Raw genomic sequence first — 15,575 nt, forward strand, 5'->3', positions numbered from 1 at the left:
GCAACAACATCAACGTCTCCTTGAGTTGCTTCAACGAATGTAGAGGCGCAGAAAGTGCACTGCTCACACCAACGACGCGGCCAGGATGAGCTGCGGAATCGCATGGCGGCTGTGCAACCGCCAAGAATACACCGTTGGGAGGTCTATGTGTGGAAGTTACGATCCCGCTCAGTAACGGATAGTGTTCCTCCGGCGAGTGAACTTACAGCTCTTAAGCGGAAGTAAAAGTCTGACCTTGGCATGGTATCCTTTTGTTCTGATTTGGGCGAAGTTGTAGTGTCCCGCGACGTGTCTGCCTTCGCCCCCCAGCTGTCGTTCGCAATTGCAAAAATTGACTTCGGAACTTTTACTTTGGCGTGAGCGGTTACCTGCGATCTCGCAACGCGGCCACTATCAGCAACCGCGTTGACGAAAGCGCAGGTAACCCACCTCCAATAACACCGGTTGCAATGCCTGAGTCACGCGCTGTCAGCGTGACACGGCCATGGCTGTGATTTCGATATCGTGTGAAAATTCCCACAGGAAGATCAGGAAGCCGTGATGCTCAAAGCTTGTGGTAGGGCAGCAATTTTGTTTGGCGGCACATGTCTGCTTTTCTACTCAGCGGAAACGGGGGAAGTCTCGCGGTCTTAATCGGGGGCTACCTCCTCAGCTTCGCCGTTGATAAGTATTTAGAGGCTATCGATGCTCCCCGCGCGCCCACCGGGTACAGGGTTTTCCGAAAGGTGTTCGACTATGTCTGGAGCGGATTTGAGTCACAGCAAATCGATGGCTCGAAATAGCGCGAAACAGCCGAGCATTATCAACTGGCCTAAACTCGTCGTACCGCTGATAAAGAATTTCCCGCCGCTAAAGCGGGCCGCAACGACGCTACAACCGGTATCGGGTTGAGCCTGGGGCTCTGAGTGGTGTGGGCTTTAAAACGCGACAGCATTGGTCGCCAATTGCGCTCCCGTCTGATGTGTAGATTCTGGCCACTCTTTGCCAACCAAAATGGCAACGTCCAGATGAAAATGCAGTCAGTTGTAGGCTTCGATCATCGATCTCGTCACATCGCCAGCAAAGCAGATAGGCGAATACCCTCCCGGCTTCGAATAAGCGCTCCTGCTGCCGCATCTGCGCCCGCGCCTGTCGGTGCTGTACGGGCATGCGCACGTTCCGGGATAGCCCGCGATAGACTCCGCAATGATCCTCTGGATGATAATCGACGGCGAAATCTTCGGCTTGACCTCGACGGTCTGCTTGACCTCCGGCGCTTCTTGTTTCGCAACTGGTTCATCGTCGCTCAGAAACCTGCTCGCAACCCAGCCTTCGCGCTGGGTAAGGTCGTCTTTCACGCGAGACCATTGGCCTTCATGGGCCAACACCATCACGCGTTTGCCCATATTGAGCCGGTCGAGGATGTTGGCTTTTGCGTTCGGCGCCTGTCTCAAGGCGACGCTGTTTCCTCAAACAAACTTGGGCTCAGCGCTCTCAATGTCTTGCGCAGGAGCCACGGGTGTCGCGCGCTCAGCGAGTGTCGACGGTGGCGGAGGCTTTGGCGGTGGGTCCGGCGCAAGCTTCGCGGGAGCGGATGGCACAGTGGCTGTTGGTGATGGAGATGCCACGCCTCGACCACCCCCTGGCGTCTCGCTGAGTTTCATGATCCCAAGCAAGATCACGCCGCATAGCAGCCAGTACCGTTTTTGCATAAGCGCCCCTAAATCACTATGGCAGACGCAACCGTTTTTGATCAAGTAGTGCGGCGCAATAAATCTACCATCCCGCGCATGCTGAGCAGGATGCAGGAGATGGGAAGGCTATCGACGCCTTTGGACATTTGCAGAAAATTGAGCCGCAAAACCTCGATTCGACCACATCAAATGTGAGGCTGACAATCTCGCCTGCGGCAAGGTCGCAGTCTTTGTCGATGAAATTCTCGGTAATGGATTCAAAGCCCTACCTCCCGTCGACTTGCGTGATGACCGACCACCCTTGCCTTCCACGGCCTCCGCGGTACCGCGGTCACGACGATTGCTCTGGCAGGCCGCAACGGCCACCGAGATCGCGACGGTCACCGTGCAGCTTGAGAGACGTGAGGCAATGCTCGTCTCTTAGTGTCTTTGCGTCCGGACGTATTTGGCGTCAAGCGCGTTGCAGAAGACGATGAGAGAGACGTGACCTTCTGCCGTGCATGATGGTGAGGTCGAGCCGGAAGGACGGGGATCCTGTGCGGCGCGGGCTTTCGGTATTTGTGACGGTCGCCTGAAAAAGGAAATATTTGGTCTTTTTTTAGGCGGAACGATGTCCTCGCAAAAGTGTTTAGGTGTGGCCAAACGCAGTCGTCCAGACTGCGCCGCTCTTTGCGTGCAGGAAGCGATAACGAGCTTCAGATCAGCTGCACGCTTAGAACTGATTTCTTTATAGGAGACCCTCATGAACTCGATCATTTATCTGGTGGGACTAGTCGTCGTTGTCCTGTTTGTTCTCTCTCTCTTGGGGTTACGTTGATGGTAGGATCTGAATTGATTGAGAACCCAAATCGCAGCTACGTTGACTGGCCAGCGATCTTTGCTGGAACCGCTATCGCGTCAGGTACCATGGCCGTGTTTACCGCTTTCGCCGGTGGGCTGGGATTAAATGCAATTTCAGCTGACAACGGCGGCGAAATTAGCATGACATGGCTCATCATCACCGGACTGTTCGTGGTGGTGTCGATGGTCGCGTCTTACATGCTCGGCGGTTACATTGCGGGCCGCATGCGACGGCCGGTTTCGGATGGTACAGCACGTGACGAACGAACGACGCGCGACGGCGTAAATGGTCTTGTTGTATGGGGCATTGGCACAGTCGTCTCAGCGTTTCTAGCGCTTGGCGTAGTGTCAGGTGGCGCAAAGGCAGTCGGAAGTGTTGCACAGACAGCGGTTGAGGCAGCCGGCTCTGCTGTTGGCGGCGCAGCGCAAGGTGCAGGTCAGCTGGCAGGCGGCGTCGTGGCAGGCGCTGGTAACGCGCTCGGTGGTGTTGCTCAGGGCGCAGGTCAGGCTGCCGCTCCAAGTATCGAGCAGTCGCTGCCACAGGGCCTCAAGACGAACCCGATCGACTATTTCACCGATACTATGCTGCGGACGGACACGCCTTCTCCTGGGACCGATCCGAACGCTACTGATTTTCAGCGTCAAGCTGGCGGCATCCTGAGCAATCTCCTTTCCACGGGCGAAATATCAGATGGCGACAAGGCGTGGCTGGCCAACCAGATCGTTGCCCGCACGGGTATCCCGCAGGCTGACGCACAGACGCGGGTGAATCAGACGGTCGAGCGTGTGCAGGCTGTGCGGACGGCAGCGCAGCAAAAGGTTGACGAAGCACAGAAGAAAATCGACGAACTGAGAGTGCAGGCTGAAAAGGCTGCCGAGGACGCTAAGACAGCAGCGGCAGACGCCGCGGAGAAGGCTCGCATCACAGGGATCCTTACCGCATTCCTATTGGCAGCGTCGTCACTCGTGGCGGCAGTTGCGGCCTATATTGGCGGTGTGCACGGTGGACGTCACCGCGACGAAGGTCGCGTGTGGGGTGGCCTTGCCTATCATAAGTAACTAAAGGCAATGAGGCTCTTCTGAGAGGGTCTCACTGCTGCCATCGGCAGAAAGGTCGGTGCGTTTGCCCCGGCCTTATACATTGGAGGCCGGAACATTGTTATGATGTTCCGGCCTTGTTTGTGTTGATGGTGGTGGCAACACCGTCGAGACGATGGCCAGAGCGGTTGGGCCTTCGGCGGCCTGAACTTTCGTTCGTAAAAAAGCAAAACCCTCTGCGCATTACGAGGCTTCGTCGAACCGTTGAGAGAGCCAAGCGCTCGCGTGTAAGGGAGACAAGACCTCATGACCTATACTCGCCGTTCTGTCGGCATCGACATATCGAAATCGTCATTCGATGTCTGCGTTCTTCCCGAAGAGCGCTTCGCAAATTTTGCTAATGATGCTGCAGGGATTGCTCGTTTTGTGACTTTTTTCGCTCAATAGGAGGGTGTCGAACGTCTGGTGCTGGAGCCGACGGGCGGCTATGAGCGTGGTGTCGTGGAAGGCCTTTGGGCGGTCGGTATGCCTGTGGCCCAGGTCAATGCCAAGCATCAGGCAGTTCGCACGCGCTTGCGGTCGCTTGTCGAAGACGGACAGGATCGATGCATTCGTCCTTGCCGACTATGCCAGACGCATGGATACCAAGGTTCTGGGCCCTCTTCACCTGCACATGCGATGCTGATCGATCTCGTATCGCGCTACAGGCAATTGTCGCACATGATCGCACAGGAAAAGAACCGGCATGAGAAGCTCGTCAATCAGGACAATGCCAGAACAGGAGCATGGATCGAGCAGACGCTTGCATTTCTGCAGCAACAACGTCAGGCGGTCGTCGATGCGATGGCAGCCTGCCTTGACCTGCCACCGAGAATTTCCTCCAGGAGCAAGAAGCGGGGGCTAAAGCCGTCGACCTGTGCAGGAAGCACGGGATTTCTGAGGCAACATTTTACAACTGGCAAGCCAAATACGGTGGGATGGAAGTCTCTGAGGCAAAACGTCTGAAGGCGCTCGAAGAAGAGAATGCCAAACTGAAGAAGCTGCTGGCCGAACAGATGTTGGATGTGGCCGCACTTCGCGAGCTTCTTTCAAAAAATGTATGGTCCGCCCCGTCCGTGCAAGGGTTCGCGACATCGCAAATGACGATTCCAGTTGCATAAATGTATCCGGCCTCTCGCGAGTGGGCTGCGGTTGCAGCCAGGCCATGATGAGATCCGCACACGCCGTTCCCAATAAATGGTTCGGGCACGAAGCCCGCTTTTTTGCACAGGACTTACGGCATGTTGATCCACTGTTTCGTCATCACTATTCCCGAGCCTTGCAATCGAGCTTGGAGCTTCAGGTGAAGGCAGGGTCTCTGCGTTCGTAGAGTGCTCCAGGCTCGGTCAGGACGACCCAGACAATCCGGGCCATTTTTGCGGCAAGTGCGACAACAGCTTTGCTTGGGTGCATCCGGGCTTGAAGGCCATCCAGCCAGTTCCCCAGTCGATCCCGTGTTCGGTCGAGATGCCGAAAGCATGATCGTGCGCCATGCACGAGAAGTTTGCGAACATAGCGGTTTCCTCGCTTGCTGATGCCGAGAAGCTTTTGCTTTCCGCCGGTCGAGTATTCTCGCGGCACGAGGCCAAGCCACGCAGCCAGATCGCGGGCTTTTTGGAATTGCCGACCGTTGCCAATCGCAGCAAGAAGTGCAGTCGCCCCCAATGCTCCGATGCCGGGGATCGTCATGAGCCGTCGAGCCACATCCTCTCGACTGGCTATGGCTTCGATCTCGCGTGTGACGTCACCGATACGCTGTTCCAATTGGCGTAGATCGGCAAACAGATCTGCGAGCAGCTTACGCATCGCCAACGAAAGGTCGTTCGATTTGTCTTCGAGAACCTGTGGCAGGTCGAGCTTGAACAGACCTGCGCCCTGACGCAGCGCGATCCCGTATTCGAGGCAAAAGGCTCGCATCTGATTGATCAGCCGGGTGCGCGTTCCGATCATCTGGTCTCGCACCCTGTGCAAAGCCTGAAGATCGGCTTGTTCCTCGCTCTTGAGTGCTGCAAACCGCATCGTTGGTCGCGTAGCTGCCTCAGCTATCGCCTCCGCATCGATGATGTCGGTCTTGTTCGATTTTACGTAGGGCTTCACAAATTGCGCCGGGATCAAGCGCACCTTATGTCCCAGAGCCTTTATCTTCCTGGCAATCCATTGAGAGCCAGCGCAAGATTCCATTCCCACGATCGCCGGCGCTGCGCGCTCGAAGAACTGTAGCAGCGTATCGCGTCGGAAACGAACCTTCTGAACTGGCACGCCATCGCTTCCGAGACCGACGACGTGGAAGATGTTCTTACCGATATCAATTCCGTAGACAGCCGCTGAACGCGGCACATTGCGTTGTGGCATTGCAACCTCCTTCGGTTTGACAGCCTCATAATGCTACGGGAGGACGAGGCGGACCATCCCATTAATGGTAGGGCCTGCCGCCGAGCGTGCCGCCGTCGCGCATCTGAAGTCCGTCATGGGCCTTTCGGAACGGCGGGCCTGCCAGATTATATCCGCTGACCGAAAGACGATACGCTTTCGGTCCTGCCGCCCGCCGGAAGTCAAACTGCGGTTGAGGCTGCGCGATCTCGCCAACGAGCGACGACGCTTCGGATATCGGCGACTGTTCATCCTGCTTCGGCGGGAGGGAGAGCCGTCCGGCGTTAACCGAATCTACCGGCTATACCGAGAGGAAGGCCTGTCGGTCCGCAAGCGAATGGCCCGACGACGTACAGTCGGCACACGCGCTCCGATCCTGGTCGAGGCGAAGGCCAATGCCCGCTGGTCACTGGATTTCGTCCACGACCAGTTCGCCTGTGGCAGGCGCTTCCGCGTACTCAATGTCGTGGACGACGTCACACGCGAATGCCTCGCCGCAATCCCGGACACGTCGATCTCCGGTCGTCGTGTTGCTCGCGAACTAACGATGCTGATCGAACGACGCGGTAAGCCCGGCATCATCGTCTCCGATCACGGCACGGAGTTCACGTCGAACGCGATCCTGGCCTGGTCGAAAGATCACAAGGTCGAATGGCACTACATTGCGCCCGGAAAACCGACTCAGAATGGTTACGTCGAATCCTTCAACGGCCGCATGCGTGACGAACTCTTGGACGAAAGCCTGTTCTTTGGCCTCGATCATGCCCGTAGCGCCATCGACGAATGGACCAACGACTACAATAATTTCCGGCCACACTCATCGCTCGGATATCAAACCCCGGCAGACTATGCCGAGCTCATCGCCGCAACCGGCTCCAACGCTGCGCAAGATGAAGGCTACGCGTTTCTGCCAGTTGCTCAAACAGCGCCATTTGGCGTATCCAAAACCACCGAGGCTCTAATCGCCGCCGGATGAAAATTCAGTGGCAGGTCAGTTGTTCGTGAAGGTTGCGGTCCGAGACTGGGGCCAGGTAACGTCTCGGAGTCTCATGCTCATCACGCCCGTAGGGATACTCTAGGTTGGTTGCACTGAATAGATCTGGGCCGGATTGTTAACGAGATCAGAGGTTATTCAGACCTAGACGCGTCTTCCATTCGTGTGCGCCAATGCAGAATAACTCGTTTCGCTTCAACATACTCCATAATGCATTGGCTCACGCTATAGGCATGTGTTGCCGCAGCTTTGGCTTCAGCTTCGATTTTTGCGGCTGATGACAAAGCTATATTGGTCGGAAGCCCTGTCGCGCGAAGAGCATTCTCAACAGCAACTCGAGCTTCAAGATAACGCGCGTTACCCAACTCTAACTTACAGCCATACGCCACCTTTATAAGTGCATAGGCTGTCCGATTGAGCTTGGACAGGGCAACCTCGTAATTACTTGCAAAGGCCGGAGGGATAAAGAGAGACCAAGTGATGAAAGTAGTGACCACGACCAGGATGCGTCTCTCCTGCCTAGCCCTTCTGGCTTCCAAACGCTCTGCAACACTAGTTGGGCACAGGCGTGTTTTGTGCGGTATCGTGTCGTCTCCACGGTTTAACGAACGAGGGTGTGTGAGAGAAATCGTCACTTTATGCTCCACTTCGAGGTTTGCGGGGTGAGGAGATCCCTGATTGCCTCGAATGCGATGCGCTCGGGGGCCAGAGGCAGGGTGTGGGGGAAAGTGGTTCCGGACCTGGGTTCATCCAGAAGGATAAGATCTGCGTCCTGAAACATTGCTCGGACGAAGAGCGCGCTCTGCATCTGCCCTTCGGAAAGGCTGTCCAGCGGTGCTTTTGAAATCCTGTCAGACCAACAACATCCAGCCATTTACCTAAAGCAGCTATTTTCTGCCCTGGCCCGACCGAGCAATCCTTTCATCTGCCATGATCCCCGCGAAACGAGATCGACGGCACGAGCGTAGTAGCTGCAGTCGACTTCTGACTGCTGGGGGATTCCTTGGCATCCCAGCTCCCATCTAAAGTTTCTCAAATGACGCAACAATCATGACGATGGGGTTGCGTCCTGACTGCCGTGAAGCCGCTGCTCCGAAGCCATCCGTATCCCTCCTAGAGCTGCGTCGGGTTGGGTGCGTCGCCGTAAACCTGTTTTGGGTCGAAGACCTTTTCAGCTTCGGTAAAAACGAGTTCGAGCGGTTGTTTTCCAGTGTCGGTCGAGACGGCGCGGTAGAAGCACGACCGATATCCGACGTGGCAGCTCGCGCCGCCGGTAATCTCGACACGCAACCAGACGGAATCCTGGTCATCATCGATACGGATCTCCCTGACCTTCTGGACTAACCCGCTTGTAGCGCCCTTGTGCCATATGCATTGGCGGCTGCGGCTCCAATAGTGCGCCTCTCCGGTCTCGACCGTGCGCAGAAGCGCTTCCCTGCTCATCACGCCCATCATCAGGACTTCGCCCGATGCGGCGTCCGTTGTCACAACCGGGATCATCCCATCAGGCCCGAACTTGGGTGCAAAGACATCGCCTTCCTCGACTTGCTCCACGGACCGCCGTACGGCGAAGGCCTCAAGGTGCGTCGTCATCCGAACACCTCGCCTACTGTGGGAATGGAAGACAGGAACTCGCGGCGCAAATCCTTGTCGCTCTGAAACGCCCCGAGCAGCCGCCTCGTCACCATGCTGACACCGGGTTTCCTGATGCCGCGCGTTGTCATGCACATGTGGCCGGCCTCAATGACAACCGCAACGCCGCGGGGTTGGAGAACCTTGTCGATGGTATCGGCGATCTGCGACGTGAGGGTTTCCTGGATCTGGAGACGCTTTGCGAAAACCTCAACCACACGAGCGAGCTTGCTAATGCCCACAACCCGGCGGTCGGGCAGATAGGCAACATGGACCTTGCCGATGATCGGCACGATATGATGCTCGCAATGGGATTCGAGGCGCATGTTGCGAAGCACGATCATGTCGTCATAGTCGGCGGTTTCCTCGAAGGTTCGGCCCAGCAATTCGGCTGGATCCGTGTTGTAGCCCTCGAAGAATTCTTCATAGGCGCGCACGACACGCGCCGGCGTATCGACCAGTCCCTCGCGATCCGGGTCGTCCCCTGTCCACTCGATGAGAAGCCGAACAGCCGCTTCGACGTCGGCTCGCGCCGGACGCGGACGTCGGCTTGTTTGCTCCTGCGGTTTCACGGCAACGTTCATACTCTACTACCTTTTTCCTGCTTGAAACGATGGCTCTTGCCCATCAGAGCACCTCGGAAAGACGTGATGAGTGATGCCCGGTGATCAGCCATTGCCCCTCGATCTCCTCGAAGGTGAATAGAAACCTCGCCGGCACCAACTCTTCCAGGTTCCCGCGCAGAAGGCGGAACGTGTATAGCCCGCCGATGACAACGGTCCCGAGCTTCCGGCTCACCCGCTTTTTCTGAATGAGGATGCTGCAGGACTGGACGTCATTCGACAGAAACGCCTCGAAATAGCGTCGCCTATCCTCTTCCCGTTCACCGATCTCGTCGGAAAGCGTCGGAACAAGGATCGCGTCCGGCGCGTAGAGTGCCAGGACATCCTCGACGCGACGCGACGCAATCACCTCAGCCCAGCGGAACAACGCCTCGCGCGCCGCCGCCAGACAGGACTGATCCGTCCGCAAGACGTCCTCGCAGCGCATCGCCACACCGATCGGTCGCACTTCAGTCATTCGCGCCCTTCCATGTTTTTGCCATCTTGTACTCCTTTATGTAACGTTATAACGTTTCGCATGGATTGCTGGCGAGGATCAACTGCAAAAATGCAGAACCGGTTTTCGTAGATCAAGGATGCCTCATTGCAGTCGGCAAGGAAGCAACCAGTGACGATGCTGTAGTCACCGAGATAAACGGACATTCGCCGGAGCGCCGCGAGGATGACTGAGAAGGGATGCAACCTTGACCGTAGATTACATTCCTGCCGAGCCAACCCCTGTCTTGCTTGTAACCGGATTTCTGGGGAGCGGGAAAACGACCCTCATCAACCATCTTCTCCGTCAACCGGACCTTGCGCGCACCGCGGTCATTATCAACGAATTCGGCGAGATTGGACTGGATCATGAACTCGTCGAAGCGAGCTCAGAAAACATGGTCCTGCTGCAATCAGGCTGCCTGTGCTGCACCATCAGGAGTGATCTGCTTACCACGCTTCACGTGCTCGTCGATCGCCGCGACCGCGGCGAAATCGCACCCTTCAATCGGATCGTAATCGAAACGACCGGGCTCGCCGACCCCGCCCCCATCCTCCATACGCTGATCATCGATGGTTTCCTCGGCGAGGCGTTTCGCCTTGATGGCGTGATCGCCACGGTGGATGCCGCCGCAGGCGGAGCCACACTCGACGCGCAGCCGGAAGCGGTCAAGCAGGCCGCGATGGCCGATCGCATCCTTCTGACCAAGACGGACATTGCCGGGCGGCACGCGGTGCGCGAGATCGAGGAGCGTCTGCGCAAGCTCAACCCCGGTACGCCGATTATCCGTACCTATCAGGGGGCCGTAGAACCATCGCGCCTGTTTAACGTTGGCCTCTATTTCGGCAACAAGATCGACGACGTGCAGGCATGGCTGAATGCGGAGGCTTACGAGGAGCCCAGTCAACAGCATGCCCACCAACAGCGTGACCATCACCACCACCACCATCATGGTCACGGCGAGCACCACCACCATCATCATGTGAACAGGCACGACGAGAGAATTTCGGCGGTTTCCTATACGGTGAACGACCCGATACCGGCAGACATCTTCGATCTCTGGCTCGAAACCCTCGTCCTGCTCAGCGGTCCGAACATTCTGCGCCTGAAAGGCATCGTAAACGTCGAAGGCATACCGGCTCCGTTTGTCCTGCACGGCGTCCAGCACATTTTCCACCCTCCGACCCCTCTTCACGACTGGCCGAGAGAAGATCGCAGGACGCGGATTGTATTGATCGGACGAGACAGACCGATGAGTTTCTTCGAGACAGCTTTGCCTTCCTGGGCTCCGCGTCACGCCATGGTCACGGTCTTGATGATCACGACCACGACCACCATGACCATCATCATGAACGCGAGGAAGTGAACGCGTGAGACTGTCGTTCGATACGCATGCCGACCATCGCGCAGCGTCGCGGCATCCCCTGGCGAACCTCCCCATCGTCTACGCCGTCCCGGCTGGCCTCGGCGTGGCGCATGTTCTTCGCGACCTTGCCATATCGGACGTACGCGTGTTCGAACGCAACCAGATCGGCCCGTCTTTCCGAGCCTGGCCGCTTACAATGGGCTTCATCACAGCGTCCTTTCCAGGCAATGCGTTCGGTCTGGCTGACCTGAACGCCATCAGTTTCGACAGTTCACCTGGCTTTTCGGTTAAGCGGGAACATCCGAGCGGTGCGGAAAATCCAACCTATCTCGAACAGGCGGCTATGGTGTTCGGCTTACCGATGATCGCCGGCGTCGACGTCAAAGGCATGGAACCGGACGGCGACGTCGAATCGACCGAGCTTCCAGGGCTCTTCCTCATCGGTCCGGAGGTCAAGCACGCCGGCATCCCGCTCTGCTTCATCTACGAGTTCCGGCAGCGCTTTGAGCTTTTGGCGCGGGCGATCGCCGGACCCCTTAGAGCCGACACCAGTGCGTTGAGCACTACCGCTCCGACAACATTTTCCTTGACGATCTCAGTTGTTGTGAAGCCGACAACTGCGTTCGCTGAGCATTTTCCTGACCATCACGCAAAGAAAATACGATGACCCTTTATCTCACCAACAGTCTTGGCGGTCGGAAGGAAGCCTTCATTCCGCAGAACCCGGAAGAAGTCCGGATGTATGTCTGCGGACCGACGGTCTACAACTATGCCCACATCGGAAACGCGCGCCCTGCCGTTGTCTTCGACGTTCTGTCGAGGACGCTGCGGCGCCATTTTCCACGCCTAACCTATGCGCGGAATCTTACCGATGTCGATGACAAGATCAATGCCGCCGCGCGCGTCGAAGGGCTTCCGATCGGTGTCGTTACCGAGCGCTACACGGAGGCCTACCATGCCGACATGGCAGCGCTCGGAGTCCGCCCGCCGACGATCGAGCCGAAGGTCACCGAGCATATTCCTGAAATCATCGCTCTGATCCAGCGCCTCATTGCGGAACGCTACGCCTATCAGGCGGAGGCCCATGTTCTTTACCACGTTCCCTCTTGCAAGGACTATGGAATGCTCTCGCGCCGAAGCCCGGAGGATATGATCGCCGGTGCACGGGTCGAGGTGGCGCCTTTCAAGAAGCATCCGGCAGATTTCGTGCTCTGGAAGCCGTCAACGACCGAACAGCCCGGCTGGGACAGCCCGTGGGGGAGCGGGCGACCCGGCTGGCACATCGAGTGCTCCGCTATGATCGAGCGTCACCTTGGATCTTCAATCGACATCCATGGTGGTGGGCAGGACCTTATCTTCCCGCATCACGAGAACGAGATCGCCCAAGGTACACGGGCTCGTTACTGGATCCACAACGGCTTCGTCACCGTCGAGGGCCGAAAGATGTCCAAGTCTCTCGGAAATGTATTGCTGGTGCGCGATCTCCTGGAAGAAGCCCCGGGTGAGGCGATCCGGTACGCACTCCTTTCGGCGCATTACCGGCAGCCTCTCGACTGGAGCGCCGATGGCTTGCGGCAAGCGCACCGCAGTCTCGACCGTCTTTATGGGATTCTGCGCAGTCTTGCGGATGTCGCTGTCAACGACGACGTCAGCCCCTATTCCGACAACTTCCACCTCGCACTCGACGACGATCTCAACACGCCGGCGGCTTTGGCAGAACTGTTCCGGCTGGCGCGCATGGCTCAACAGGAGACCTCTCCGCCTATCCGAAGCAAGCTTAAGATGTCCCTTTTGTGGGCGGGTGAGCAACTTGGACTCCTGCAGCAGAAACCTGAAGAGTGGTTTCGTCAATCCGCCGGCGTCCTGGACGGCGCGGACGTCGACGACATCGAGACACTGGTTGCCCAGCGCAGCGAGGCACGGGCAGTGCGCGCTTTCGACGAAGCGGACCGGCTTCGCGAGAAGATCGAGGCTCTGGGTGTGATCCTCGAGGACAAGCAAGAGCGAACCGAATGGCGGAGGGCATCCTCATGACAAGCCCGCATCCCCGCGGAAACACCTCGATCCTCGAACGTCAAGAGCGCCTGATCGACGAGTTCGAACTCTTTGACGACTGGGCTGAGCGCTATCAATACCTCATCGACCTCGGCCGCAACTTGCCGCCCCTTTCCCCTTCGTTGCGCACTGCGCGAAACCGCATCGCCGGATGTCAGGGCGAAACATTCCTGTCCGCTGCACGACAGAACGGACGTCTTTTTCTTTATGGTGCGAGCGACATGCCCGTCCTGGCCGGCATCCTGGCAATCCTGGTTCGGATCTATGCCGACGAGACGCCGTCCGACATTTTGCGCCATCCGCCGGTTTTCCTCGACCGCATTGGGCTGACCCGCAGGCTTTCGCCGCACCGCCGTCTCGCGCTGGTGCGCATCCATGAGCGCCTGCTCGCACTGGCGAGCGATTTGGAAGCAAGAGGGAAACTTGCATCATGAACCATGGAACGCCGCCGTACCTCGACCACTTGTTACACCAGACCGCGAAGGCGTTTCACGATCGCCGTGCCATGTCGATCCCGGCACCGCGGCTGACGGCCGCTGACGGGGTGACAGCATGCCTCATCGTTCCTTCGGCCAGTGCGTGCGCGGTAAATTACGGCCTGGCCAAGGCCGATGCGATGCCCAGTTTCCGTTACAAACTCTTCGCTGGCGAGGCTCTGCCGGTCCCTTTAGCCGGCGAGACGGCGGAAATCATCCTTTCCGGACTGCCTCTTTCGGCCGGATACTGGAAGGCACCAAAGCTTGACGAAGAGCGCTTCGTCTTCCGTAATGGCGAACGCTGGTACCGAACGGGTGACATGGCGCGCGTCGATTCCCAGCACGGGATCCTGTTCGCCGGCCGCGCTAACCGGCAGATGAAAGTGCACGGCTATCGCGTCGAGTTGCGGGCGATCGAGGGGACGCTGCACGAGGTCACGGGACGCAGCCAGGTCGCGTTCCTTGGCTGGCCCGTCGTTGCCGATGGTGCGGCGGAGGGAATTGTCGCCTTCCTGGTGAGAGATTCGGTCATCGAAGGTGACGTGCAGACGGCACTGCGCTCCCTTCTTCCCGCCTACATGGTGCCAGATCGAATTCGAACTCTACCCGCACTGCACTCAACTCCAACGGAAAGACCGACGATCGCGCGCTTGGGGCGCTTCTCGAAGCCGAGCAAGCACTTGCCGACGCCCGCCCCATCCTATTCGAAAGTACGAGGTTCGCTAATGGTTCGCATTACTTTCCCCGATGGCGCCGAGCGCGGTTTCGACGTGCCGATCACCGGCGTCGATCTCGCCCAGTCCATCGCGCCGTCGCTGCGCAAGAAATCGGTAGCCATGGTGGTAGACGGCAAGCTGGTCGATCTCGCGGAGCGCATCGACAAAGATTGCCGCGCGGAACTCATCGGCCGGGAAGACCCACGGGCTCTCGAATTGATCCGCCACGATGCGGCACATGTCCTCGCCCAAGCGGTTCAGGAGCTTTTTCCTGGTACGCAAGCGACGATCGGTCCGGTGATTGAGAACGGCTTCTTCTACGATTTTGCGCGGCACACGCCGTTCACGCCCCACGATCTGCCCGCGATCGAAGACCGCATGCACGAGATCGTCGCGCGCAATCAACCGATAACGCGGGAGGTCTGGAGCCGGGAGGAGGCCAGGGACTTCTTCTGCGAACGGGGAGAGGCCTACAAGGTCGAACTCGTGGACGCCATTCCCGAAGGCGAAGACATCAGGATCTACCGCCAGGGGCACTGGCTCGACCTTTGCCGCGGCCCCCACATGACGTCCACCGGCAAGATCGGTGCGGCCTTCAAGCTGACGAAGGTCGCTGGTGCTTATTGGCGCGGCGATGCCGCCAACCGTATGCTGACCCGCATCTATGGAACCGCCTTCGCGACCCAGGCTGAACTCGACGGGCATCTCAGGACGCTGGAGGAGGCGGAAAAGCGCGATCACCGCAAGCTCGGCCGGGAAATGGACCTTTACCATTTCCAGGAGGAAGCGCCCGGATCCGTCTTCTGGCATCCGAAGGGCTGGACGCTGTTCCAAACGCTCATCGACTATATGCGAAAGCGGCAAGCCGCCGCAGGCTATGCCGAGGTCAATACGCCAGACATCATGGACCGGCATCTCTGGGAGACCTCGGGCCATTGGCAGAACTACCGCGAACACATGTTCACCACGAAGACCGAGGACGACCGCGACTTCGCCCTGAAGCCGATGAACTGCCCAGGCCACATGCTGATCTACAAGCAGGGCCTCAAGAGCTACCGCGACATGCCGCTGAAGATCGCCGAGTTCGGCAAGGTACACCGCTACGAGCCGTCGGGCGCGCTGCACGGTCTCTTGCGCGTGCGCTCCTTCACCCAGGACGACGCGCACATCTTCTGCACGGAAGACCAACTCACGGAAGAATGCATCAAGGTCAACGACCTCATCTTGTCCATCTATGAGGATTTCGGCTTCCGCGATATCCGCATCAAGCTCTCACCC

Annotated in this window: 13 protein-coding genes and 2 pseudogenes; 9 read left to right on the forward strand and 6 right to left on the reverse strand. The window is 58.1% G+C overall.

Annotation, left to right across the window (positions count from 1 at the left end; translation table 11 throughout):
• Positions 1-1,019: 1,019 nt before the first annotated feature.
• Positions 1,020-1,433 carry an SH3 domain-containing protein gene (locus QE435_RS24950; protein WP_349043186.1) on the reverse strand — a complete coding sequence of 138 codons (414 nt, stop codon included), beginning with the start codon at positions 1,431-1,433 and terminating at the stop codon, positions 1,020-1,022.
• A gap of 1,056 nt (positions 1,434-2,489) precedes the next feature.
• Between QE435_RS24950 and QE435_RS24955 the strand changes: the two genes are divergently transcribed.
• The 3 genes and pseudogenes from QE435_RS24955 to QE435_RS24965 form a co-directional block, all read left to right on the forward strand.
• The gene (locus QE435_RS24955) at positions 2,490-3,572 is read left to right on the forward strand and encodes a hypothetical protein (protein WP_349043187.1); all 1,083 of its coding nucleotides are present in this window, start codon (positions 2,490-2,492) and stop codon (positions 3,570-3,572) included.
• A gap of 285 nt (positions 3,573-3,857) precedes the next feature.
• Positions 3,858-3,998: a hypothetical protein gene (locus QE435_RS24960; protein ID WP_349043188.1), complete on the forward strand. Its 141-nt coding sequence runs from the start codon at positions 3,858-3,860 to the stop codon at positions 3,996-3,998.
• A gap of 431 nt (positions 3,999-4,429) precedes the next feature.
• A pseudogene (locus tag QE435_RS24965) lies at positions 4,430-4,645 on the forward strand (transposase); the annotation flags it as partial.
• Between the two features lie 244 nt (positions 4,646-4,889).
• Here QE435_RS24965 and QE435_RS24970 read toward each other — a convergent pair.
• Positions 4,890-5,942 (reverse strand): IS110 family transposase, encoded by a 1,053-nt coding sequence (locus QE435_RS24970; protein ID WP_349043189.1) that lies wholly within the window; start codon positions 5,940-5,942, stop codon positions 4,890-4,892.
• Between the two features lie 64 nt (positions 5,943-6,006).
• Between QE435_RS24970 and QE435_RS24975 the strand changes: the two are divergent.
• Positions 6,007-6,936 (forward strand): annotated as a pseudogene (locus QE435_RS24975) (IS3 family transposase); the annotation flags it as partial.
• Positions 6,937-7,088: 152 nt separating this feature from the next.
• Here QE435_RS24975 and QE435_RS24980 read toward each other — a convergent pair.
• The 4 genes from QE435_RS24980 to QE435_RS24995 form a co-directional block, all read right to left on the reverse strand.
• Positions 7,089-7,589: a hypothetical protein gene (locus tag QE435_RS24980; RefSeq protein WP_349043190.1), complete on the reverse strand. Its 501-nt coding sequence runs from the start codon at positions 7,587-7,589 to the stop codon at positions 7,089-7,091.
• A gap of 478 nt (positions 7,590-8,067) precedes the next feature.
• Positions 8,068-8,547, reverse strand: a complete 480-nt coding sequence (gene hisI / locus QE435_RS24985) for a phosphoribosyl-AMP cyclohydrolase (RefSeq protein WP_349043191.1) — start codon at positions 8,545-8,547, stop codon at positions 8,068-8,070.
• The gene (folE, locus tag QE435_RS24990) at positions 8,544-9,170 is read right to left on the reverse strand and encodes a GTP cyclohydrolase I FolE (RefSeq protein ID WP_349043192.1); all 627 of its coding nucleotides are present in this window, start codon (positions 9,168-9,170) and stop codon (positions 8,544-8,546) included. Before folE ends, hisI begins: the two co-directional genes overlap by 4 nt.
• 43 nt (positions 9,171-9,213) lie before the next feature.
• Entirely contained in the window at positions 9,214-9,666 is a 453-nt protein-coding gene (locus QE435_RS24995) for a nuclear transport factor 2 family protein (protein ID WP_349043193.1), read from the reverse strand.
• 226 nt (positions 9,667-9,892) lie between these two features.
• On the opposite strand from QE435_RS24995, the gene QE435_RS25000 reads away from it, so the two are divergent.
• The 5 genes from QE435_RS25000 to thrS all read left to right on the forward strand — a co-directional run.
• The gene (locus tag QE435_RS25000) at positions 9,893-11,050 is read left to right on the forward strand and encodes a GTP-binding protein (protein ID WP_349043194.1); all 1,158 of its coding nucleotides are present in this window, start codon (positions 9,893-9,895) and stop codon (positions 11,048-11,050) included.
• A gap of 103 nt (positions 11,051-11,153) precedes the next feature.
• Positions 11,154-11,717, forward strand: a complete 564-nt coding sequence (locus QE435_RS25005; protein ID WP_349043217.1) for an NAD(P)-binding domain-containing protein — start codon at positions 11,154-11,156, stop codon at positions 11,715-11,717.
• Positions 11,714-13,084 carry a cysteine--tRNA ligase gene (cysS, locus tag QE435_RS25010; RefSeq protein ID WP_349043195.1) on the forward strand — a complete coding sequence of 457 codons (1,371 nt, stop codon included), beginning with the start codon at positions 11,714-11,716 and terminating at the stop codon, positions 13,082-13,084. Before QE435_RS25005 ends, cysS begins: the two co-directional genes overlap by 4 nt.
• Positions 13,081-13,539, forward strand: a complete 459-nt coding sequence (locus QE435_RS25015) for a SufE family protein (RefSeq protein ID WP_349043196.1) — start codon at positions 13,081-13,083, stop codon at positions 13,537-13,539. The genes cysS and QE435_RS25015 overlap by 4 nt, the downstream gene beginning before the upstream one ends.
• A 767-nt stretch (positions 13,540-14,306) precedes the next feature.
• Positions 14,307-15,575, forward strand: a 1,269-nt coding sequence (gene thrS, locus QE435_RS25020; RefSeq protein WP_349043218.1) for a threonine--tRNA ligase, incomplete at its 3' end; no start/stop codon positions are given.

This window comes from Agrobacterium sp. SORGH_AS 787 (assembly GCF_030819035.1).
Taxonomy (GTDB): Bacteria; Pseudomonadota; Alphaproteobacteria; order Rhizobiales; family Rhizobiaceae; genus Agrobacterium; species Agrobacterium larrymoorei_B.